The sequence below is a fragment of the Azospirillum formosense genome, assembly GCF_040500525.1.
GTDB classification, from domain to species: domain Bacteria; phylum Pseudomonadota; class Alphaproteobacteria; order Azospirillales; family Azospirillaceae; genus Azospirillum; species Azospirillum formosense_A.
Map to the genome: position 1 here is coordinate 583,376 of NZ_CP159402.1, position 22,414 is coordinate 605,789.

The 22,414-nt window shown below is 68.1% G+C and carries 23 protein-coding genes; 4 read left to right on the plus strand and 19 right to left on the minus strand.

Going from position 1 to position 22,414, the window contains the following annotated elements; genetic code table 11:
- Positions 1–162: 162 nt before the first annotated feature.
- From ABVN73_RS02750 to ABVN73_RS02760, 3 genes are all read left to right on the plus strand, one after another.
- Positions 163–765, plus strand: coding sequence for a cold-shock protein (locus ABVN73_RS02750; RefSeq protein WP_137140132.1), 603 nt, complete (start codon positions 163–165; stop codon positions 763–765).
- Positions 766–1,001: 236 nt separating this feature from the next.
- Positions 1,002–1,724 (plus strand): Crp/Fnr family transcriptional regulator, encoded by a 723-nt coding sequence (locus tag ABVN73_RS02755; RefSeq protein ID WP_353858825.1) that lies wholly within the window; start codon positions 1,002–1,004, stop codon positions 1,722–1,724.
- Between the two features lie 145 nt (positions 1,725–1,869).
- Positions 1,870–4,884, plus strand: coding sequence for a DUF3369 domain-containing protein (locus tag ABVN73_RS02760; RefSeq protein WP_353858826.1), 3,015 nt, complete (start codon positions 1,870–1,872; stop codon positions 4,882–4,884).
- Positions 4,885–4,974: 90 nt separating this feature from the next.
- Here the strand turns inward: ABVN73_RS02760 and ABVN73_RS02765 are convergent, their stop codons facing one another.
- The 11 genes from ABVN73_RS02765 to ABVN73_RS02815 form a co-directional block, all read right to left on the minus strand.
- Positions 4,975–5,274, minus strand: coding sequence for a hypothetical protein (locus ABVN73_RS02765; RefSeq protein ID WP_353858827.1), 300 nt, complete (start codon positions 5,272–5,274; stop codon positions 4,975–4,977).
- 225 nt (positions 5,275–5,499) lie between these two features.
- Positions 5,500–5,793 carry a ferredoxin family protein gene (locus ABVN73_RS02770; protein WP_353858828.1) on the minus strand — a complete coding sequence of 98 codons (294 nt, stop codon included), beginning with the start codon at positions 5,791–5,793 and terminating at the stop codon, positions 5,500–5,502.
- The gene (locus ABVN73_RS02775) at positions 5,790–7,091 is read right to left on the minus strand and encodes an FAD-dependent oxidoreductase (RefSeq protein ID WP_353858829.1); all 1,302 of its coding nucleotides are present in this window, start codon (positions 7,089–7,091) and stop codon (positions 5,790–5,792) included. The genes ABVN73_RS02770 and ABVN73_RS02775 overlap by 4 nt, the downstream gene beginning before the upstream one ends.
- Positions 7,092–7,121: 30 nt before the next feature.
- On the minus strand, positions 7,122–8,201 hold the full coding sequence (locus ABVN73_RS02780; protein ID WP_353858830.1) for an electron transfer flavoprotein subunit alpha/FixB family protein: 1,080 nt from the start codon (positions 8,199–8,201) through the stop codon (positions 7,122–7,124).
- A 39-nt stretch (positions 8,202–8,240) separates the two neighbouring features.
- On the minus strand, positions 8,241–9,092 hold the full coding sequence (locus ABVN73_RS02785) for an electron transfer flavoprotein subunit beta/FixA family protein (RefSeq protein ID WP_353858831.1): 852 nt from the start codon (positions 9,090–9,092) through the stop codon (positions 8,241–8,243).
- 348 nt (positions 9,093–9,440) lie between these two features.
- Positions 9,441–9,764, minus strand: a complete 324-nt coding sequence (locus ABVN73_RS02790) for a nitrogenase-stabilizing/protective protein NifW (RefSeq protein WP_353858832.1) — start codon at positions 9,762–9,764, stop codon at positions 9,441–9,443.
- A 17-nt stretch (positions 9,765–9,781) separates the two neighbouring features.
- Entirely contained in the window at positions 9,782–10,591 is an 810-nt protein-coding gene (cysE, locus tag ABVN73_RS02795; RefSeq protein WP_353859452.1) for a serine O-acetyltransferase, read from the minus strand.
- Positions 10,592–10,652: 61 nt separating this feature from the next.
- A complete protein-coding gene (gene nifV / locus ABVN73_RS02800; protein WP_353858833.1) occupies positions 10,653–11,798 on the minus strand; it encodes a homocitrate synthase in 1,146 nt (381 codons plus the stop codon).
- A 232-nt stretch (positions 11,799–12,030) separates the two neighbouring features.
- Positions 12,031–13,227, minus strand: coding sequence for a cysteine desulfurase NifS (nifS, locus tag ABVN73_RS02805; protein WP_353859453.1), 1,197 nt, complete (start codon positions 13,225–13,227; stop codon positions 12,031–12,033).
- A 24-nt stretch (positions 13,228–13,251) separates the two neighbouring features.
- A complete protein-coding gene (nifU, locus tag ABVN73_RS02810; protein ID WP_353858834.1) occupies positions 13,252–14,169 on the minus strand; it encodes a Fe-S cluster assembly protein NifU in 918 nt (305 codons plus the stop codon).
- A 63-nt stretch (positions 14,170–14,232) separates the two neighbouring features.
- On the minus strand, positions 14,233–14,613 hold the full coding sequence (locus ABVN73_RS02815) for an iron-sulfur cluster assembly accessory protein (RefSeq protein ID WP_137102562.1): 381 nt from the start codon (positions 14,611–14,613) through the stop codon (positions 14,233–14,235).
- Positions 14,614–14,893: 280 nt separating this feature from the next.
- On the opposite strand from ABVN73_RS02815, the gene ABVN73_RS02820 reads away from it, so the two are divergent.
- Positions 14,894–15,391, plus strand: a complete 498-nt coding sequence (locus ABVN73_RS02820; protein ID WP_353858835.1) for a hypothetical protein — start codon at positions 14,894–14,896, stop codon at positions 15,389–15,391.
- A 37-nt stretch (positions 15,392–15,428) separates the two neighbouring features.
- Here ABVN73_RS02820 and ABVN73_RS02825 read toward each other — a convergent pair whose 3' ends face one another.
- The 8 genes from ABVN73_RS02825 to ABVN73_RS02860 form a co-directional block, all read right to left on the minus strand.
- Positions 15,429–16,019, minus strand: coding sequence for a nitrogen fixation protein NifQ (locus ABVN73_RS02825; protein WP_353858836.1), 591 nt, complete (start codon positions 16,017–16,019; stop codon positions 15,429–15,431).
- A 58-nt stretch (positions 16,020–16,077) separates the two neighbouring features.
- Positions 16,078–16,371: a ferredoxin III, nif-specific gene (gene fdxB, locus ABVN73_RS02830; RefSeq protein ID WP_353858837.1), complete on the minus strand. Its 294-nt coding sequence runs from the start codon at positions 16,369–16,371 to the stop codon at positions 16,078–16,080.
- Positions 16,372–16,542: 171 nt separating this feature from the next.
- Positions 16,543–16,749, minus strand: coding sequence for a CCE_0567 family metalloprotein (locus tag ABVN73_RS02835; RefSeq protein WP_353858838.1), 207 nt, complete (start codon positions 16,747–16,749; stop codon positions 16,543–16,545).
- Positions 16,750–16,759: 10 nt separating this feature from the next.
- A complete protein-coding gene (locus ABVN73_RS02840; protein ID WP_353858839.1) occupies positions 16,760–17,224 on the minus strand; it encodes a NifX-associated nitrogen fixation protein in 465 nt (154 codons plus the stop codon).
- 4 nt (positions 17,225–17,228) lie between these two features.
- Positions 17,229–17,630, minus strand: a complete 402-nt coding sequence (gene nifX, locus ABVN73_RS02845; protein ID WP_353858840.1) for a nitrogen fixation protein NifX — start codon at positions 17,628–17,630, stop codon at positions 17,229–17,231.
- 47 nt (positions 17,631–17,677) lie between these two features.
- Entirely contained in the window at positions 17,678–19,075 is a 1,398-nt protein-coding gene (gene nifN / locus ABVN73_RS02850; RefSeq protein ID WP_353858841.1) for a nitrogenase iron-molybdenum cofactor biosynthesis protein NifN, read from the minus strand.
- Positions 19,076–19,077: 2 nt separating this feature from the next.
- Positions 19,078–20,481 carry a nitrogenase iron-molybdenum cofactor biosynthesis protein NifE gene (nifE, locus tag ABVN73_RS02855; RefSeq protein ID WP_353858842.1) on the minus strand — a complete coding sequence of 468 codons (1,404 nt, stop codon included), beginning with the start codon at positions 20,479–20,481 and terminating at the stop codon, positions 19,078–19,080.
- A 190-nt stretch (positions 20,482–20,671) separates the two neighbouring features.
- Positions 20,672–22,171, minus strand: coding sequence for a PAS domain-containing methyl-accepting chemotaxis protein (locus ABVN73_RS02860; protein WP_353858843.1), 1,500 nt, complete (start codon positions 22,169–22,171; stop codon positions 20,672–20,674).
- Between the last annotated feature and the right edge of the window lie 243 nt (positions 22,172–22,414).

Sequence of the window (22,414 nt, forward strand, 5' to 3'; positions counted from 1 at the left end):
GGTCGGCCTCGGGCGCCTTCGGGACCGGTACCCCTTCCGAACGGACGCGTTTCCCCCTGGCCGAATGTCGCAGGACGGGGCGTCTGGCCTTTGGCGTGCTTGACGGATGGCTCGTACCCTGTGACAAAGATAATTCGGCATCCTCTATGAGCTTGAAGACACATGTTCGACCGCCCGCCCCGCCAGGGCTACCGCGCTCCCGAGATCACCAAGGCCAACGTCACCGCCACTGTGAAGTGGTTCAACCCCACCAAGGGGTTCGGCTTCGTGTCACCCGAGGACGGTTCGCCCGACGCCTTCCTGCACGTCTCCGCGGTCCAGGCCGCCGGCTATGACGCGCTCGACGAAGGCGCGACCATCGTTTGCGACCTCGCCCGCGGCCCGAAGGGTCCGCAGGTTGCTTCCATCCAGTCCGTGGACACCTCCACCGCGACCCGCTCGGCCCGTCCGGCCCGCACGGGCGGCGGCGGCTTCGGTGGCGGCGGTTATGACCGTGGCGGCTTCGGCGGCGGCGGCGGTTACGACCGCGGCGGCTGGGGCAACGACGCCGGCGGCGGCGAAGAGGTCGACGGCACCGTCAAGTGGTTCAACGCCGACAAGGGCTTCGGCTTCATCACGCCGAGCACCGGTGGCAAGGACGTGTTCGTCCATGTGAACGTTCTGCGTCGCTCCGGCATGCAGACGCTCCAGGAAGGCGATCAGGTGCGCGTGACCGTCCGCCAGGGCCAGAAGGGTCCGGAGGCCGGCAAGGTCGAGTACCGCTAAGCCGTCTGCAGCCTCTGAAGAACGGACTTTGAAGAACGGCCGGGGCGCTTCCGCGAGGAGGCGCCCCGGTTCGTTTCCGGGTCTTGGATGCCGATGTCCAAGGCTTCCGCATCGTCGCGGTGAATCCCTGTCTTGCCCAAGGCTTGTGCATGCTGCGACAGTGGCCGGGCGGAATGGCCCCGCCCGCCGGTTGTCCGGGCCGGGACTGTTTGGGGGTTGAAGAGGTGAGGGAAGGCATGAGGAACGATCTGCCGGGCTTCCGGCCCCAGGACGCCGCGACGCTGCGGTCCAACGCGCTGTTCGGACGCCTGCCCGACCGGTCGCTGGAATTGCTCGTCAGCACCGCCCAGGTGCGCACGGTGCCGCGGGGCACGACCCTGTTCGTTCAGGACGAGGACGCCGACCGCTTCTTCGCGCTGCTCGACGGCTGGGTGAAGCTCTACCGCCTGACCCGCGACGGGGCGGAGGCGGTGGTGACCATCGTCGCGCCCGGCGAGACCTTCGCCGAGGCCGCCATGTTCGCCAGCGGCAAGTTCCCGGTCTGCGCCGAGGCGGTGGCCGACTCGCGCGTCATGACCCTGACGGCGGAGGGCTTCGCCCGCTGCCTGCGCGAGGACGAGCAGATCGCCTTCGCCATGCTGGGGTCGCTGTCGGTGCGGTTGCGCCACCTCGTCCAGCAGATCGAGCAATTGCAGGTCCAGCCGACGGCGCAGCGGGTCGGCAGCTTCCTGCTGCGCTTCTGCCCGGAAGGCGGCGGGGCCGCCAGCTTCGCTCTGCCCTTCGACAAGGCGCTGATCGCGCGGCGCCTCGGCATGCAGCCGGAAACCTTCTCCCGCGCGCTGGCCAAGCTGCGCGGCGTGGGGGTGGAGACGCAGGGCGGGACGGTGTCCGTCGCCGACCTGGACGCGCTGCGCCGCTTCTGCAACGCCGACTCCGGGGGTGGCGACCACGGCGGCTGACGGGCGGAACGCAGTCTGGGGTTGTCGGTGGCGTCGGCATACGGCCGATGAAGGGTTGTGGCGGGCCGCAGGGGCATGTTCACGCGCGGCGGCGCTGTGATATCCTCCCGCCTCCGGAAGCGGCCGGCGGTGCGGAGGGAGTTCGATGAGCGACGAGTTTCTTTTCGCCGACGACGAGCCGGGTATCGAGGCCGAGACGGCGAAGGAAGCGGCGCCGGAGCCCGCCGACCCCTGGATCATCCTGATCGTCGACGACGATCCGGCCATCCACGCCACCACCAAGATGGTCCTGCGCGGGTTCACCTTCGAAGGCCGCCCGGCGCAGTTCCTGTCCGCCGGCACCGCGGCCGAGGCGCGCAGCCTGCTGGAACAGAACCCGGCCATCGCCGTGGTGCTTCTCGACGTGGTCATGGAATCGGACGACGCCGGCCTGCGGCTGGTGCGCATGATCCGCAGCGAGCTGAACAACCGGCGCGTCCGCATCATCCTGCGCACCGGCCAGCCGGGGCAGGCGCCGGAACGCGACGTCATCCTCAACTACGACATCAACGACTACAAATCGAAGACGGAGCTGACGGCGCAGAAGCTGTTCACCTCGGTCGTCGCCGCCCTGCGCGGCTATCAGGACATCACCGCCATCGAGGACCACCGCCGGGGGCTGGAGCGCATCCTGGACGCCTCCTCCGCTCTGCTGGACAAGCGGACCATGGCGGAGTTCGTCCGCGGCGCGGTGTCGAAGATCGCCGAGATCTGCCCGCCCTGCGACGGCATCGCCCTGTGCAGCCGCTGGACCGAGGAGGAGGCCGGCGCCGCGCGCGACCCTCTGGTTGTGGGGGCGGGCGGCATCCACGCGGCGGCGGAGGGCAAGCCGGTGCGCGCGGCCCTGCCGGCGGAGGCGGCGGAGGCGGTGACCCAGGTGTTGGCCGACGGGCGCAACCGCTACGAGCGGGAGCGCAGCCTGCTGGTCTTCCGCTCCACCTCGCGGCACCACGACACGGTCTTTCACATCAGCCACGGCCGCCCCCTGACGGAGGACGAGCGGCGCTTGCTGGAGGTCTTCTGCTCCAAGGTCGCGGTCGGCTTCGACAACGTGCATCTGTACGAGGAGCTGAGCGGGCTCAACCGCAACCTGGAAAGCCAGGTGGCCGACCGCACGCGCGAACTGGTCGCCGCGACCGAGGCGGCCGAGGCGGCAAGGGCGGAGGCGGAGGCGGCCAACCAGGCCAAGTCGCTGTTCCTGGCGACGATGAGCCACGAGATCCGCACCCCGATGAACGGCGTCCAGGGCATGCTGGAGCTTCTGGAATACACGCCGCTGACGCCCGAGCAGCAGGAGCTGGTCGCCGTCGTGCGCGATTCGGCGGGGGCGCTGCTGACCATCATCAACGACATCCTGGACTTCTCGAAGATCGAGGCCGGGCGGCTCGACCTGGAGCGCGCCCCGGTGTCGCTGTCCGCGGTGGTGGAGGGCGTGGCCGAGACGCTGGCCCCGGCGGCGCGGCAGAAGGACCTGACGCTGGTCACCTACGTCGATCCCGACCTGCCGCCGCTGGTCATGGGCGATTCGGTGCGCATCCGGCAGGTGCTGTTCAACATCGCCGGCAACGCCGTGAAGTTCACCCCCTCCGGCTCGGTGCGCATCCGCGCCGAGCTGGCGCGCTTCGAGGAGGGACGGGCGACCATCCGGATCACCGTGACCGACACCGGCATCGGCATCGCCAAGGAGGCGCAGGCCCAGCTGTTCCGCCCCTTCACCCAGGCGGAGGCCTCGACCACCCGGCGCTTCGGCGGGACCGGGCTGGGGCTGTCGATCTGCCGCCGTCTGGCCGAACTGATGGGCGGCGCGGTGGGGGTGGCGAGCGAGCCGGGCCGCGGCTCCGCCTTCTGGTTCACCTTCACCGCCGATCTCGCCCCGGACGGCGACGCCGCCGGGGTCGCGGCCCCGCCGCTGGCCGGGCTGTCGGTGCTGCTCCTGGCCGCCGACGCGGAGGAGCGGCGGTTCCTCGCCCGCTACCTGGGCACCGACGGGGCGGTGCTGCTGGACGCGCCGGACGCGGCGGCGGCTGTGCGGGCCCTGCCGCCCGGCACGCCCTGCGACGTGGTGCTCACCACCGACGAGGGCGATTTGCCGGCGCTGGACGCCGCGGCGCCGGGGCTGGCGCGCGGGCGAGTTCTCCTGGGCGGGCGCGGCGCCCTGATCGACGCGGTCGGTCTGGCGCGTCCGGTGCGCCGCGGCCATCTGGTGCGCGCCGTGCTTGCCGCCGCCGGCCGTGGCCCGGCGGTCGAGACCGAGGCGGGGCACCCCGGACCGGCCACGGTGCCTCTGTCCGCCGAGGGCGACGCGCCGGCACCCCGCATCCTGGTGGCCGAGGACCACCCGACCAACCGGCAGGTCATCCAGAGGCAGCTCGCGCTGCTCGGCCAGACGGCGGATTTGGCCGAGGACGGCGTCCAGGCGCTGGCCCTGTGGCGCGGCGGCGATTACGCGCTGCTGCTGACCGACTGCCAGATGCCGGAGATGGACGGCTTCGAGCTGACCCGCCTGATCCGCGCCGAGGAGGCGGCGAGCGGGCGCGCCCGCCTGCCCATCATCGCCGTCACCGCCAACGCCATGGCCGGCGAGGCGCAACGCTGCCTGTCCGCGGGGATGGACGACGCCTTGTCGAAACCGGTGGAGATCGGCCAGCTGCGCCGCCTGCTGGACCGCTACCTGCCGTCGCGCCGGGCTCCGGGAGCGGCCCCCGAACCGGGCCCCCAACCGGCCCCCGAACCGGCTAAGGCTCCGCCGCCGCCCGCCGCGGCTCCGGACACCGATCCCGACGCTCCGCCCATCGACGTGGGGGTTCTGGCGACGCTGTTCGACGGCGACATGGAGTTCGTCGGGCAACTGCTTCAGGAGTTCATCGTCTCCAACACCGCGAGCCGCGACCGTCTGGTCGCCGCCCACGCGGCGGGGGATTGGGATGGCGTGCGTCAGGCCGCCCACAAGCTGGCCGGGTCGTCCCGCACGGTGGGGGCGCGCGACCTCGCGGCGGCGAGCGACGCCATCGAGGTGGCCTGCGTGGATCGCCGGCTGGACGGCATCGGTGCGCTGGTCGCCCGCGCCGACCGGGAACTCGGCCGCGCCGCCGCCTTCATCCGCGAAATGGCGCCGGTCTGACGGCACCGGTCCGATGCGCCGTCCAGGGCGTCGCGGCACGCGCATCGCGGCGGCTGCCCGCCGCGATGCGACGTCTCACATGCGCGGATCTTACTGGACCTTGACCTCGTTGCCGTGATCGCGGCGGTAGATGTGCACATGGTAGGCGGCCATCGGGTTCTCCCGCACATACTCCAGCAGGCGGCGTTCCAGGGCCGGCGTGGCGTTGCGGATCAGCATCTGCCAAGCCGGCTCCATGGTGGCGCGCTGGGTCTCGTTGTGCGGCAGCATGATGAAGCCCGCCCATTCCGGCCGGAAATCGGCGAGATAGCTTTCGGCGTAATGCCGCATCATCGACGCGTCGTTGACGTTGACCGACTTCATGTTTTCGAAGCAGACACGAAGCTGCATGTTCCGTCTCCCTCGTTCCGCGGGTCTCGATACAACGGATATGTGCAGCGTTTGTCCCTTCCGCACCCATCCGATGTCTGAAAATTCGGGTGGGGACCCTGCAGCGCTCCCGCCATGAAGAAAACCCCTTCCCGCGGAGCGGGAAGGGGTTTCAGTCATGGCGGATAGGAGAGGGAGACGACCGGCGGAGCAACGGCGAAGGCCGTAGGACCGCCGGTGCGTTCCTCAACCAAACTTATAACTGATGCCGTAGCCGCCCCGTGGGTAGTCCCACTGAATATTTTCCTTGTCCTGGCAGACCACGCGACAGGTGCCGCATTCCAGGCAGCCGTCGGTGGCCAGCGTCACGCTGCCCGTCTCGTTCTTGCTGTAGCAGGCCGCCGGGCAGCAGACGGTGCAGGCCTGGGACTCGCAGGACCTGCAGACCGCGTCGTTGCGGATCTGGATGTGCGGCCGGCTCTCGTCCACGATGTAGCGGTTCTGGTACAGCTTCTCTTCGATCTTGACCACGATGCTCATCGCACGGCCCTCACCAGCTTGATTGCGTCGCCGACCAGCCCCATGATCGAGCGCTTCCTGACGAAGGACTTCATGATCTCCTTCTCCTTCGTCTTCTTGTCCACGCTGTCCACGGTGAACCAGCTGTGGGCGGCGGCGGTCAGCGTGTCGGGATAGGCGCCGAAGAACTGCTTGTTCTCGTGCATGATGCCCGGCAGGTTCCGGTACTTCTTCAGGTCCTTCATGATGAAGCTGTCGTCCAGCTTCTTCTTGTAGGCGGCGAGGTTGGCGGCGTTGCAGGGCTTGCCGGCCTGCTTCAGCTCGATCACCGTCTCCGCCGCCATGCGTCCCGACGCCATGGCGAGGTTGGAGCCCTCGCGGTGGGCGGCGTTGTTGAAATGGGCGGCGTCGCCGACCACCATCCAGCCGTCGCCGTAAAGCTGCGGAACCGCCTTGTAGCCGCCTTCGGGGATCATGTGGGCGGCGTATTCCTTCATCTCCGCCCCTTCGATCAGCGGCTTGATGACGGGGTGGTTCTTCAGGTCCTCCAGCATCTTGTAGGGCGGGACGGCGCCCTCCTTGAAGTCGGAGATCAGGCAGCCGATGCCGATCGTCAGCGATTCCTTGTTGGTGTAGAGGAACGCCGTACCGACCATGCCCTTGGTCACCTTGCCCATGATCTCGATGACCACGCCCTCCTCGTCCTTCAGGCCGAAGCGCTGCTGGATCAGTTCGGGATCGATGAACAGGATTTCCTTGACCGCCAGCGCGACGTTCTGCGGCGCCAGCTCCTGCTGGAAGCCGGTGCGGCGGGCGAGCAGGGCGTTCACGCCGTCGGCCATGATGACCACGTCGGCGTGGATCTCGCCGCCCTCGCGGTCGGTGCGCACGCCGATCACCTTGCCCGAGGCGTCGCGGATCAGCTCCGTCACCGTGGTCTCGCAGATCTGCAGGCCGCCGGCCTCGCGGATCTTCTCCGAGAACCACTTGTCGATGTTGGCGCGGATGATCGTGTAGCGGTTCGGCTTGTCGCTGTTGAAAGCGTCCGACCGGTAGTTGGTGCCGATGTAGTTGTCGTCGCCGAGCAGCCAGATGCGCTGTTCGATGATGTGGCGCTCGGTCGGGCAATCCTCGCGGAAGTCCGGGATGATCTTCTCCAGCTCGGCGGCGTACATGATGCCGCCCTGGACGTTCTTGGCGCCGGGATACTCCCCGCGCTCCAGCTGAAGAACGCTGAGGCCCTGCTTGGCCAGCGTGTAGGCCGCCGCGTTGCCGGACGGGCCGGCACCGATGACGATGGCGTCGAACTTTTCGACCATGGTCCTTGTGGCTCCTTATCGTCCGGAAAATCAGCCGGCCAGCCGGTTGACCGACAGGCGCTTGCCGAAGGCGTCGGTCAGGGCCGGCAGGATGGTCAGCGCGTCGCCGACCAGCCCGAGATGGGCGAAGTCGAAGATCGGCGCGTTGGGGTCGGTGTTGATGGCCAGGATCAGGTCGGACTTCTCCATGCCGACCCGGTGCTGGATGGCGCCGGAGATGCCGGCGGCGATGTAGAGCTTCGGGCGCACCGTCTTGCCGGTCTGCCCGACCTGCCGGTCGAAGCCGGTCCAGCCGGCCTGGACCAGCGGGCGGGTCACCCCGACCTCGCCGCCCAGAACCTTGGCGAGGTCGAAGACCAGCTTCAGGTTCTCCGGCTTGCCCAGCCCCTTGCCCGCGGCCACGATGATGTCGGCGAAGGCGAGCTGCGCCTCGTTCTGCTCGCGGTCGGCGATGAAGCTCAGCACCTTGGTGACGACGTCGGTCTCACGCAGGTTCGGGAACACCTCGACGACGCGGCCGGTGCGGCTGTCGTCGCGGTCGGGCATCGACATCACGCGCGGTCGCACCGTGGCCATCTGCGGGCGGTAGGCCAGCGTCTGGATGGTGCAGAGCAGGGTGCCGCCGAAGGTCGGGCGGGTGGCCGCCAGCGACCGGTTGTCCATGTAGATGTCCAGCTCGGTGCAGTCGGCGGTCAGGCCGGTGGCGAGCGTGGTGGCGATGGCGCCGGCGAGGTCGCGGCCCAGCGTGGTGGCGCCCAGCAGCACGATTTCCGGCTTGTAGGTGTTGACCACGTCGGTCATCACCCGCGTGTAGGGATCGGTGCGGTAGTCGGCCAGGACCGGGTCCGTCACCTTGTAGACGACGTCGGCGCCGTAGGTGAAGGCGTCGCCGCAGATGGCGTTCAGTTCCGGGCTGTCGGCGCCCAGCACCACGGCCCCCACCTCGACCCCCAGCTTATCGGCGAGCTTGCGGGCCTCGCCCACCAGCTCCCACGACACGGAATGGACGGAGCCGCGCTCCTGCTCCACGATCACCCAGATCCCCTTGTATTCCTTCAGGTGCTCGGGCAGTTGGAACTTGCGTCCCTGCGGCTTGCTTGGTTCGCTCATCGGGATGTCTCCGGCGGAGGATTCGTCAGGAACGGCGCGTCACAGCCCGGCGGCGGCGCGGGCGAGCAGCTCGTCGGCGAGTTTCGGCTGGGCGCCGAAGATGGCGTCCACGGCGGCGGCGGCCTGGGCCTCGGCGGTGGGGACCTCGGCCTCGACCATCGTCGCCTTCTGGGCGCGCGGCTTCGGCACGAAGACCTTCGACACGACGGTGGGCGAGCCCTTCAGCCCGACCTTCATCTCTTCGGCGCCGGTGGTGTCCTTGTTCCAGGTCTTCAGTCCATAGCGGGCGGCGCGGAACATGTCGTCCATCTTGCCGAAGCGGATGGTGTTCGTGCCCTCCAGCATCGTGATCATGCAGGGCAGGGCGGTCTTCAGCACCTGCACGCCGCCTTCGGAGCGGCGGTGCACGACGATCTCCCGCGCCCCCTGGTCGATCGATTCGATCTTCGTGATGTAGGTGAGCTGCTGGAAGCCCAGCCGCGTGGCGATGCCCGGGCCGACCTGCGCGGTGTCGCCGTCCACGGTCTGCTTGCCGCAGAAGACCAGATCGACCGTCTCCTCCTCCGACAGCTTCCGGATCGCCGAGGTCAGGGCGTAGGAGGTCGCCAGCGTGTCCGACCCGGCGAACTTGCGGTCGGTCAGCAGCACCGCGTCGTCGGCGCCCAGCGACAGCGCCTTGCGCAGCGAGGTTTCGGCCATCGGCGGCCCCATGGTCAGGACGGTGACGCGGGCGCCGACCTTGTCCTTGATCCGCAGCGCCTCCTCCAGCGAGAAGAGGTCGAAGGGGTTGATGATGGCCGGGACGCCCTGACGCATGATCGTGTTCGTCACGGGGTGGATGCGGATCTGGGCGCTGTCGGGCACCTGTTTGATACAGACAACGATGTGCATCCCGGTCTCCTTGACATTCCGCCGCCTGTCGGGCGGCGTGGCTGCGGCCCTATCAGCAAGCGGCGTGCCAGTTCCGCAAGTCTTGGATAACCAATTGTTTTCAGTAATATTTTTGGCTGTTGAGAGATTGTCGCAAAAGCGACAAAGGGTCGGCGTGTCGGCTTCTCAACAGGGGGCTTCCGTCATGGCCGGACCGGCTGCCCAAACCCGGTCCGGCCTCTGTCGCCTACCGGACAAATCCGACAACGGCGGGCCGGAGCCGAGGGACGGCCGGAAAGCCGAACGGCCCGCGGACGCTCGCCGGGGGGCGGGTCCGCGGGCCGTTCGGCAAGCGAAGGATGGATGGGATCAGGTCGGCAGCAGGGCGTCCAGCGGGACGAAGCGGTCGGCCATCCGCCTGGCCTCCTCCTGGTGGACCTTGAAGGTCTTCTCGGCGATGGCGTTGGACACCACGAAATCCTGGTAGGCGCGCTGCAGATGGGCGCCGTAGCGGGCGGCCATGCCCTCGTCGTCCAGCCCCTCCATGCCGGTGTCGGCGGACAGATAGTCGTGGAAGCGCTGCAGGATGTGCAGGCGGTTCACGTTCACCACGCGCTGCTCGTAGGTGACGCCGAGGAAGCGCAGGAAGTCCTCCGCGGTCTCCAGATCCTCCAGATCGTCCTTGAAGCTCATGGCGGGGTCCTTTCCGTTCAGATGACGTAATGATCGGCGCGCGCGCCGGTGTGGGGAGTGTCGTGTTTGCCGCAGGTATCCTGGTCGCACAGGTTGCCGCAGCTCCGGCAGACGATGCCGTCGAGCGGTAGGTCGTCCAGCCGGATGCCGCCCAGCGGGGGAGCGGGGCGCGTCGCCTCCGCCGCCGCGTGGGCTTCCAGCCGGGCCTCGATGCGGTTGATGTGGTCGATCAGGCAGGCAATGGCCTTGCCGACCGGGTCGGGCATCAGGTGGTGGTCGAGGTCGATGCCGTGGGCGGCCAGCCGGCGCTGGGTGTCGGGACGGACGACGCGGCCGGGGATGCCGACCACCGTCATGCCCTCCGGCACGTCCTTGGTCACCACGGAGTTGGCGCCGACGCGGCACTGGGCGCCGACGGTGATCGGCCCCAGGATCTTGGCCCCCGACCCGACCAGCACGCCGTCGCCCAGCGTCGGGTGCCGCTTGCCCTTGGTCCAGGATGTGCCGCCCAGCGTCACGCCGTGATAGAGCGTCACGTCGTCGCCGATCTCCGCCGTTTCGCCGATGACGACTCCGGCCCCGTGGTCGATGAAGAAGCGGCGGCCGATCGTGGCTCCGGGGTGGATGTCGATGTTGGTCAGGGCGCGGGCGAGATAGGACAGGAAGCGCGCCGGCCAGTGCAGCCCCCGCCGCCACATGGCGTTGGACAGCCGGTGGACCACCAGCGCGTGGATGCCGGGGTAGCAGGTCAGCACGTCGAGAACGTTGCGCGCCGCCGGGTCGCGGTCGAAGACGCAGGCGACATCCTCGCGCAGCAGCCTCCACAGGCTGGTCTCGTTCATGGCGAGGTCCGGGTGGGCGTCGATCGCGGCCATGGGGTCCTCCGGATCACGAAGAGGCGACGCTCCAGCGGGTGGCGTCGTCGTGGAAGGCGCGCAGCTCCTCCGCCGTCGGGGCGCGCTTGGCGCGGGTGGCGAGCGCGCGGACCCGCGGCAGCACCGCCTGGGCGGTGGCGTCGTCGCAGGCGATGCCGAGTTGGCCGTAGGCCATCTTCACCCCCGCCGTTCCGGAATGCTTGCCCAGCACGATGCGGTGCTCGCGCCCCACCTCGGCGGGGTCGAAATTCTGGTAGGTGGCGCGGTCGCGCAGCAGCCCATCGACGTGGATGCCGGCCTCGTGGGTGAAGACGGCGTCGCCGACGATCGACTTGTTGACCGCCACCGGCCGGTTGGACGCGCGCTCCACGAGGTCGGAGATCGCTCCCAGCGCGCGGGTGTCCACCCCGCAGTCCTGGCCGTAGAGCACCTTCAGCGACACCACCACCTCCTCCAGCGGGGCGTTGCCGGCGCGCTCGCCCAGCCCGTTGACGGTGGTGTTGACGTGGGTCGCCCCGCCCAGCACGGCGGCCAGCGAGTTGGCGTTGGCGAGGCCGAGGTCGTCGTGGGCGTGGATCTCGATCTCCAGGTCGGTGGCCCGGCGCAGCCGTTCGATGCAGGCGCGCGTCTGGAAGGGATCGAGCACGCCCAGCGTGTCGGCGAAGCGGAAGCGGCGGGCGCCGGCCTCCTGCGCCACGGTGGCGGCGGCGATCAGGAAATCCATGTCGGCGCGCGAGGAGTCCTCGCCGCCCAGGCTGACCTCCAGCCCGTGGTCGCGGGCCGTCTTGACCTTGCGTTCGATCTCCGCCAGGGCCCAGGCGCGGCTGCGCTTCAGCTTTTTGGTGATGTGGATGTCGGAGACGGGCATCGACAGGTTGACGAAGCCGACCTTGCAGTCCAGCGCCGCCTTCAGGTCGGTGTCGTGCATGCGGCACCACACCATCAGCTGGGCCTTCAGCCCCAGCGCGGCGACGGCGCGGATGCCCTCGCGCTCCTCCGGACCCATGGCGGGGATGCCGATCTCCAGCTCCGGCACGCCGGCCGCGTCGAGCGCGCGGGCGATGGCGATCTTCTCGTCGAGCGTGAAGGCGACCCCCGCCGTCTGCTCCCCGTCGCGCAGCGTCGTGTCGTTGATGATGGTGGAACCGGCCATCGGCATGACGTGAGCCTCGATGCGAATGCGTCGCGGTGATTGCCCCCTCCCTAACCCTCCCCCGCTTCGCGGGAGAGGGGACTGCGCCGCTCTGCCCCCTCCCCCGCGACAGCGGGGGAGGGATGGGGAGGGGGCAGGAGGGTGTTGTGTCGCAGACCGGGCCGGGGAACCGCGTCCCGGCGGGTGTCGTCGGGCGGGTTGCCGGGGTGCGGGCCCGGCCCGGCCTGCGATCTCGGTGTTACGAGTAAACGGGTGCGAACTCCTTCGGCGCGCCCGCCTGCGACCAGTAGGGCGACAGCGAGCGCAGCTTGGCGATGATGCCGGGGACCACCGCGATCACCCGGTCGATCTCCTCCTCGGTCGTCTCGCGCGACAGGGAGAAGCGGGTGGCGCCGTGGGCGGCGGTGTAGGGCACGCCCATGGCCCGCATCACGTGGCTCGGCTCCAGCGACCCGGAGGTGCAGGCCGATCCCGACGAGGCGGCGATGCCGGCTTCGTTGAGCAGCAGGAGGATTGCCTCGCCCTCGATGTACTCGAAGGCGACGTTGCAGGTGTTGGGCAGGCGGTTGGCCGGGTTGCCGGTGACGAAGCAGTTGGGAACGGCGGCCAGGATGGCCTGCTCCAGCTTGTCGCGCAGCGCCTTCACCCGCGTGTTCTCGTCGGTCATGTGCATGAGCGCGAGCTGTGCGGCCGCCCCCAGCCCGACGATGCCCGGCGCGTTCTCCGTGCCGGCGCGGCGCGAGCGCTCCTGGTGGCCGCCGCGCAGCATCGGGCGGAAGCGCAGGCCGCGCTTGACGTAGAGCGCGCCGATGCCCTTGGGCGCGTGCAGCTTGTGACCGGACAGCGACAGCATGTCCACAGCACTGGTGGCGAGCGTCATCGGGATCTTGCCGACCGCCTGCACCGCGTCGGTGTGGAACACCGCCCCCGCCGCCTTGGCGAGCTGGGCCAGCTCCTCGATCGGGAAGATCGTCCCGGTCTCGTTGTTCGCCCACATGATCGAGACGATGGCGACGTCCGGCCCCAGCGCCGCCTCGTAGGCGTCGAGGTCGAGGTTGCCCCGGTTGTCGACGCCGATGCGGTGGACGGTGTAGCCGCGCTTCTTCTCCAGATAGTCGCACAGCGCCAGGACCGCGGGATGCTCGACCACGCTGGTGACGATGCTCCTCTTCTTCGGATAGGCCTCCAGCACCGACAGGATGGCGGTGTTGTCGCTCTCCGTTCCGCCGGAGGTGAAGACGATCTCGCTGTCATGGGCGGCGCCGAGCAGCGCCTGCAGCTGCTTGCGCGCCCATTCGATCTTGCCGCCCACCGCGGCGCCGAAGCCGTGCATGGAGGAAGGGTTGCCGAACTGCTCGGTGAACAGCGGCAGCATCTCCGCCAGCACCTCCGGATCGACGCGGGTGGTGGCGTTGTTGTCGAGGTAGATGCCCATTTGGGCTGTGTTCGCGGTCATGGCTCAGGCCCCCGCCGGCAGGAGGGAGGCGGGCTTGACGCGGACGAACTCGCCCAGCGCCTCGACCAGCTTGGCCTGCACGCCCATCATGGTGCCGGCGGACTGCGAACAGCCGGAGCAGGCGCCGGACAGCCGGACGTAGATGTCCTTGCCGTCGATGTCCACCAGCTCCACGTCGCCGCCGTCGCGCTGGATCTGCGGGCGCAGCTCCTCGATGGCGACCATGATCTTCTGCATGCGCTGCACGTTCGTGAGCTTCGCCGGGGCGGCCTCGGCCTTCGGGGCCAGCGGCTTGATGGCGTCCAGCCCGACCGTGCCGGGGGCGTGGGCCTTGGGCGGGGCCAGCGCGCCGGTCTTGGCGAGCACGGCCTCCAGCACCTCCTCGATCTTCTCGTGGCAGGTCTGGCAGGAGCCGCCGGCCTTGGTGTAGTGGGTGACCTCCTCCAGCGTGGTCAGGCTGTTGACGGTCACCGCGCGCTCGATCATCGCCGCGTCGATGCCGAAGCATTTGCAGACCAGCTCGCCTTCCTCGTGGTCATCGACCCACTCCTCGCCCTTGAAGTTGGCGATGGCGGCGCGGAGCGCCTCGGCCCCCATGACCGAGCAGTGCATCTTCTCCGGCGGCAGGCCGCCCAGATACTCGGCGATGTCGCGGTTGGTGACGGCCAGCGCCTCGTCCACCGTCTTGCCGATGATCATCTCCGTCAGCGCCGACGAGGACGCGATGGCCGAGCCGCAGCCGAAGGTCTGGAACTTCGCGTCCTCGATGACCTGGCTGTCGGGGTTGACCTTCATCATCAGCTTCAGGGCGTCGCCGCAGGTGATCGACCCGACCTCGCCCACGGCGTTCGCTTCATCCAGCGCGCCGGCGTTCTTCGGGTTGAAGAAGTGTTCCTTGACCTTGTCGGTGTAGTTCCACATGACGCCTTGCCTTTCCCGCGTTACCGGGCCCGATGTGATCGGGTTGGGGGAGAGTGTTCGGGGTTAGTGGGCGGTGCCGCAGCCGCCGGCCGACGGCGCGGAGGAGCAGCTTCCCCCCGGACCCGCCGAGAAGGACTTGCCGCAGCCGCAGCTTCCCGTCGCGTTCGGGTTGTCGAACTTGAAGCCCGCGCCCTCGACCCCTTCGACGAAATCGACCACCACGCCGGTCAGAAAGGGCTGGCTGGTCGGGTCGACGAAGATCGTCACCGGGCCGAAGGTCAGCACGGCGTCCTCGTCGCCCGCCGTGGCTTCCAGCCCCATCTGGTACTTCATGCCGGCGCAGCCGCCGTCGGCCACCGCGATGCGCAGGCCGGCCGCAGCGCCGCCGGACTTCGCCAGCACGCGCTCCAGGGTGTTCACCGCCGCATCCGTCAGGGTCACCATGTCTGCCGCCTCCAAATGCTCCGTCGGGCATGCCGACCGATTCTGCTCATGGGATCAGCAAGCAACGTGCCAAATTTTAAGCCATTGATTTTGATGGATTGTCAGGTCCGACGGCTGGTGTTTTCCCGACAATTGTCGGGTCGGGGGCATGTCGGCTTTGCGACATACTGCGACGAAAGGACGCACAATTTGATTGTGGACTTTCGCGAAGCCGGCTTGCGGCCCATACAGGATTGTCGGCCGGGCGCACGGTTTCGCGAAACAACGGAAGGGGACGGTGATGGAGCGGCCGGTCGAATTGCGGATGTCCAACGGGCGCATGGCCTTCGGCGAGGTGCCCGAGCACATCGACGAGAAACTGCAGGAGGCGGTGAAGGCCCGCCCCGACGCCTCGGCCTGCGAGGCCCTGCTGTGGGAGGCCCACCGGATGGGGCCGCGCGTCCTTCCGGTCTTCCACGCGCTCTACAAATTCTACGTCAACCGCAAGCGCTTCGCGGACGCGGAGCGGGTGGCGATGATCGGGCTGGACGCGGCGGCGCGCGAGGGCGGCTATGCCGGCGGCTGGCGAAGCCTGCGCGCGGACAGCGCGGATTGGGCGAAGGAGGGGCCGACGCGCTTCACCCTCTTCACCCTGAAGGCGCTGGCTTTCATCAGTCTGCGCAGCGGGCGGGTGGAGGAGGCAGGGGCGATCCTCGCCAAGCTGGCGGAGATCGACCCGCAGGACCGGGTCGGCTACGGAGTCATCGCCGCGCTGGCGAAAGGCGTGGGGGAGGAGTGACGGTGGCGACGGGCCGGTGATCAACGGATCGGCTCCGTCAGTCGCCCGCCCCGAAGCACACGGACTCCGCGCCGCAATCGCGGCAGACCGGGGCGCCGCAGGGAATCAGCCTGTCCCGCGCGCAGAGGAAGCGGTAGAGAAAAGCCTTCCAGCGGGTGCCGGTGGCGTTCAGCAGGGCCAGCGGGTCGAAATGGCGCTCCATCAGCGCCGCGAGATGGCTCGGTCCGGCCAGACCGAGATCCCGCCACAGTTCGCCCCCGTCGAGCATGGCCCGCGCCAGGATGGCGGCGAGCCAGTCCTCCTCTTCTATGCCCAGTGAGCGGTGGGCAAGCAGGAGGGCGGCGATGTCGTCCATCTCGCTCCGGAGAAGCGGCGGCAGGGGGGCGGGCGAGCTGTCGGGAACCGGCAGGCCGGCCGCGAAGGCACCGGGGAAATAGCGGTCGAGCAACCGGCCGAGCGCCCGGTCGTCCAATCCCAGCGCACCCGGACCCGCCGGCCAGCGGCGGGCGAGGATGCAGGCGAACAGGTGCCCGTCGAAGACGTTGCAGCGCCCCTGGCGATCGGTCAGCCAACGGTACAGCCGCGTGGTATCGCCCGCCCCCGGCGGGGCGGCGTGCAGGATGCCCATGGCGTCCTCCTCCGGGGGCGGGCGGCGGTCAGGCCGTCTCAGACCAAGTCGGCGGCGGTCAGGCCGCCTGGGGCAAGTGGGTGATGCAATTCTTGGAGCAAACCTTGCCGCAGCTCTCGCAGCCGATGCAGTTGCCGGCGGTCTTGACGCTCATGACCTTCTTCTCGGCCTCGTCGTCGAAGGCGTCGACGATGTCGCCGTCCTCGGTGATGCCGATCAGCTCCAGCACGTCGCGGCCGCAGACCTTGAAGCAGCGGCCGCAGCCGATGCACATCTTCTGGTCGATGCTTTCCACGAATTTCGGCGTCCAGGCAGCGCCGCCGCGGGTGGTGCCGGTCACGAACTCAGCCATCGTCTGCTCCTCAATCGGGCTTGGTGTGTTGTTTGGTGGGGAGGTGGGCGTAGATGTTGCCCCCTCCCTAACCCTCCCCCGCCTTTGGCGGTGGAGGGGATCGCCGCCGCTTCGCCGAAGGCACCCTCTCCCGCGGAGCGGGGGAGGGTCGGGGAGGGGGCAGGAGGATGCTCAGGCGGACGCCTTCTCCAGCGCCTTCAGCGCGGCGCGCTTCTCGGTCAGGGTTTTGTAGGCGTCGTAGGTCTCCTGGGCGACCTGGAGGATCGACTGCCAGTTCTGCGGCAGTTCCTCCGACAGGTCGTGCAGGTCCATCTTCTTCTGGGTCGCGCGGGCGTTGAGCCTCTTGACCTCGTCCTTCAGGGCGTCGATGTCGGACATGGCGGCATCCTCACAGATCGGCGACGTCGGGATACTTGCGGATCAACGCCACGGCCTCTTCCACGATCTTCGCGCCGTCGGCGGCCAGCTTCTCCAGCGACGGGAAGCCGAAGCGGTGGACGTCGCGCAGATGCTTCGACACCACGACCAACCGGCCCGTGGTCAGCACCATGCGGCCGAAGCCCTCGTGGCTCATCTTCATGATGGGGGAGGCGATGTGACCGGTCTGCTTCTCGACCGTGATGCCGACGGCCTTGTAGAACAGCTCCAGCCGCCAGAGCGTGTCGGGGTCCGGGTCGCCCATGATCGGGATGGCGGCGCGGGCTTCCCTGTCGAGGATGAAGGGGGCGAGGATCGTCTCGTCGCTCTTGCCTTCCCAGGCGCCGTAGCTGTCTTCGGCGCGGAACAGCATGACCAGGGTCTTCAGGAAGGCCTCGGCGAGATCGCTTCCGGCGGCCACGGTGGTGTCGGTCATGCTCTCAATCCTCCTCGTCGAAGGCCAGCTCCTGCGGCTGGCCGGCGTTCAAAGCCTTGCGCAGCCAGGGCGGCGGGTTGCCGTTGATGGTTTCGACCAGACGGTCGAGCAGGGCGGTGATGGTCTCCGTGGCCTCCACCTTCACGGGGTGAATCCTCTTCGCCACCACGCGGGCGGCGGCGGAGGCGCCGATGGCTGACAGGTAGACGATGGCGCAGTCGGCCAGCGCGTCGAGCTTCGGGATCAGCTTGTCCTCGTTGCCGTCCTCGAACATCGAGCCGCCGAACTGGCAGGTCTCGACCATCGTGTAGCCGGCCTTGTCCACCTCGTAGACCACGATGTTCTTGGCCCACCCGAAATGCGCATCGACGTGCTGCATGTCCTGGGTGCAGAAAGCGACCTTCATGGAACCTCCTTTGCGGGGCCGGCCGTCCTCGGCCTGGCCCACCACCCTCAGCCGGCGCTGCATCCGCATGATCCGCTCCCGCAGTGCTGGCCGTGTTCATGCCCGTCCCCATGACGACCGCGGGCATGGCCATGCTCGTCGTGGTCCATCTCGCGGGACAGGAACAGGTTGCCGATCTCGAACAGAAGCTCGCGCGTGCCGCGATAGCCGACATGGACCTTCAGCCCGGCGCCCAGCCGGTCGAACATCGGAAGGCCCATGCGGTGCAGCGGCACGCCGATGCGCCCCGCCCCCTGCCGCCCGTGCGAGTTCGACACGATCAGGTCGGCGTCGCGGGCCAGAGTCTCCACGTCGGAATGGTCGCCGACCATGACGGTCGCGGCCTTCAGCTTCTCCAGCACGGCGGTCTGGGTGGGGGAGACCGCGGCGATCACCTCCGCCCCCATCTCCGACAGGAAGCTGGTGACGGCGTAGAGCAGGTCCGGCTCCAGCGCCACGGCGATCCGCTTGCGGCTGTAGAAGAAATGCCCGTCCAGCATGCCGTCGACCAGCGTCTCGCGCTGGCGGCGCAGCTTCGCCGGCACCGGGCGGCCCGACAGCTCCGACAGGCTGCGCACGAGGCGGTCCGACGCCTCAAGCCCGGTCAGCCGGTCGAAGAAAAGGCTGCGCACGTCGGTCTTCAGCTCCAGGGCGGCGGCGGCGACGCGCATGTGCTCGCCGATCACCAGCGTCGCTTCCGACGCGCCCATGGAGGCGATCTGCTCCACCGTCACGCCGCCCAGCGAGGTCGCCGTGAAATCGTCCGGCTGGCGGCCCGACATGGACAGCGACAGGTCGGGCAGGAAAATCGGCGACAGGCCGAAGCCCTCGATGATGTCGCGCAACTCCTCGACGTCGCCCGGCGACAGGTGGCAGCCGGCCAGCACGTTGATCTGGCCCTTCACCGTCTTGTCGGACGGCCGGACCACCTCCTCGACGATGCCGGTCACCGCGGCGGAGAAGCCGTCCTCGAACCCGCCGGAGAAGTCGGGCGTGTTGGCGAAGACCAGCTTCAGCCCGGACAGGGCGGGGTTGCGCTGGCGGAACAGCGAATATTGCCCGGCCATGTCCTCGCCCTTGGTCTCGGTCACGCCGGTGGTGGCGACGCCGATCAGGGCGGGCGCGTTGCGCTCGTGGATGGTGCGGACGGCCTGCTCCAGATTCTCGTAGCCGCCGAGGATGGTGGAGACCTGATCCATCGCCGTGGTCTGGAGCGGGATGGCCTCGCGGAAATGGCGGACCAGCAGGACCAGCCCGAAGGCGGTGCAGCCCTGGCTGCCGTGGAACAGCGGCATGCAGCGGTCCACGCCGAGAAAGGCGAGCGCCGCGCCCAGCGGCTGGCTCATCTTCAGCGGGTTGGTGGAAGCGGCCTTGGCGGAGTGGGGGAAGCGCTGGATGGTGCCCATGGTCACGCCTCCACCGGCTTGGCGTCCGGCTTGGCTTCCCAGGGTGCGGGAAGGCGCACCTGCCGCCAGATCGGGTTGGACAGCGTCTTGTCGATTTCCTCACACAGGTTGACGATGCCGTCATAGCCCGCGTAGGGGGTGTGGCGCTCCTGGTTCAGGTCGAGCCACGGCACCTTGGCCTTCAGCGCGATGAACTGCGACCGGCCGCCGGACATCATGATGTCGGCCTCGCTGTCGCGCAGCATCCGGTAGATGTCGCGGGGCTTCAGGTCGTCCCACTGGTGGAACTCCTCCCCCTTCATCTTCTTGATGCGCTCCTTGTCCTCCTTGGTCGACTTCTTGGTGGAGGTCCCGACGATGGTCAGCCCGGCGCCTTCCAGCGCGGTGACCATCGACCAGCTCTTCACGCCGCCGGTGAACAGCAGGACGCGCTTGCCGTCGAAGCGCGGCCGGTAAGGCTCCAGGCGCCGCCAGACGCGGCTTTCCTCGCGGGCGATGACGCCCTCGGTGCGGTCGATGATCGCCTTGTCGGCGCCGCGCTCCACCAGCATGCGGGCCATGGTGCGCAGGGTGTCCGACATGTCCGACACGCCGTAGAAGGAGCCTTCGAAATAGGGGATGCCCCAGCGCTCCTGCATCTTGCGCCCGACATTCACCAGCGCCTGCGAGCAGACCACCATGGTCAGCCGCGCCCGGTGGGCCTGCGCCACCTCGTTGTAGCGCCCGTCGCCGGAGATGCAGGACAGGATGCGGATGCCGATCTCGTCGAGCAGCGGCTTCACCAGCCACAGCTCGCCGGCCAGATTGTACTCGCCGACGATGCAGATGTCGGTGGGCGTCGTGACTTCCGGCTCCACCGTGCCGATGACGTGGTCGAGCAGGGTTTCGCCGGCCAGCTTGTTGCCCAGGTTCTTCGAGCCCACGAAGCCCGGCGCCATCACCGGGATCACCGGCTTGCCCAGCTTTTTCGCGGCGAACTTGCAGACCGCCTCGATGTCGTCGCCGATCATGGCGGGGACGCAGGTCTGATAGACGAAGACGGCCGGCGGGTCGTACTGCTGCACGATTTCCTTGATCGCCCGGTAGAGCTTCTTCTCGCCGCCGTGGATGATGTCGAGTTCCGACATGTCCGTGGTGAAGCCGGTGCGGTAGAGCTGCGAGCCCGACGATCTGGTGCCGCGGTTGTCCCAGGAGTTGCCGAGGCAGGCGATCGGTCCGTGCACGAGGTGGGCGGCGTCGGCGATCGGCTGGAGCGCGATCATCGCGCCGTCATAGGCGCAGCCGCCGGCGGCGGCCCCCGGCTTCAGAGCCTTGGAGCACCCCTTCTTCCGCTCCTTCTCCGACTTGGCTTGGTTGGTGGAGCAACCCGGCTCGTTGAAGACGTCCTGGAGCTTTTCCTGGAGCATGACCTTCTCCCGCCATTGGCCGACATCGGCGCCTGTGGGCCGGTCGTATGCAGGAGGTATGCCAGACGGTGAATTGTTTATATTCAGTGTGTTGGGGCGAATGACCCCATGTGCGATACCCGACAATGGCGGACTTTGTCGGGTATCGCACAGCCTGGAGCGGGGACGGGGCCGCGGAAGGCGGGCGCCCTCAACGGGCCAGAACCTTGGCGGCCTCCTTGGTTTCCGAGACCGCCGACGCGATCTGGCTGATCGCGGCGTTGATCGCGCCGATGTTGTGGTCGACGGCGCTGACCGAGGCCGAGGCGTTCTGCATGTTGGTGGACATGTCGCCGGTGACCGCGCTCTGCTCCTCCACCGCGCCGGCGGAAACGGTGACGAACTCCATCAGGTTGCCGGTGGCCTGCCGGATGTTGCCGAGCGACGCGACCACGTCTGACGAGACGGCCTGCATCCCCTCGATCTCCTTGGTGATCTGGGCGGTCGCGCTGGCCGACTGGTTGGCGAGGTTCTTGACCTCGTTGGCGACGACCGCGAAGCCGCGCCCCGCCTCGCCGGCCCGCGCCGCCTCGATGGTGGCGTTGAGCGCCAGCAGGTTGATCTGGCTGGCGATGGAGCTGATCAGGTCGACGATGCCGCCCATCGCCTTGGCGACCTCCGCCAGACGCGCCGCCGCCCGGTCGGCGTTCTCCGTCTCGTCCATCGCGGTGCTCGCCGCCTGGCGGGAGCGGATCATGCTGTCGGCGATCTCGCGGGCCGACGCGGCCAGCTCCTCCGCGCTCGCGGCGACGGTCTGGACCGTGCCCTGGGTCGCGCCCGACCGCCGGGCGGCGTCCCCGGCCTGCCGGCCGGCGGCGGAGAGCGCGGTGTCGATCGCGGTGAAGTTGTTGTCGATCAGCGACTTCAGCTGGTCGAGCAGCTCCACCTGCTGGGTGATGTCGGTGGCGAACTTGACGATCTTGCTCAGCCGGTTGTTGCTGTCGAACACCGGGTTGTAGGAGGCCTGGATCCACACCACGCGACCGCCCTTGCCGATCCGCTTGTACTGGGCGGCCTGGAAGCGGCCCTGCCGCAGGCTCTCCCAGAAGGCGCGGTAATCCGGGCCGCCGTGCTCGGCCGGGTCGACGAAGGTGCTGTGGTGGCGCCCGGCGATCTCGGGCAGCGAATAGCCGAGCAGGGACAGGAAATTCTCGTTGGCGGTGATGACCGTGCCGTCGGGGGTGAATTCGATCACCGCCTGGGACTTCGAGATGGCCTCCGCCTTGCCGCGCAGATCGAGATGTTCCCGATGGCGTTCGGTGACGTCCGTGCAGACCTTCACCACCTTGTGGGTGACGCCCCGGCGGTTCTTGATCGGGTTGTAGGATGCCTCGATCCAGACTTCACGTCCGCCCTTGCCGATCCGCTTGTACAGGGAAGATTGGAACTCACCCCGGCGCAGACGCTCCCAGAAATCCTTGTACTCCTGGCTGTCGTGGAGATTCGGGTCGACGAATATCCGGTGGTGTCTTCCTTTGATCTCCTCAAGGCTGTAGCCCATGAATCGAAGAAATTGATCATTTGCCGACAATATGTTGCCAGATGTATCAAAAGCAATGATACCATTAGATTTATCTAATGCATCTGTTATTTCGGCTGATTCGGTGTGATTTGGTTTTAGAAAGGCTTTAAAAGGCATAACTATTACCATTGTCTTATGGGTGGCGAGGGATGCTTTGAAGCTATGGGAATCTTGGATAAAAAGAAATTAATTATTGCCTGTTCAGTACAGGATTGCGCCGGTGGTGAAAGTATTCGTCAATGTGTATATTTTAAAAGGTATCGAAAGATCGCAATTTTTTGTTGATGTTGTGGATATTCGGCGGGTGGTGATCGTTGGGAGTGCGTGGCTTCCAACGATCCGGCCATTCAGCCGGCGGCAATCCGCGCAGTC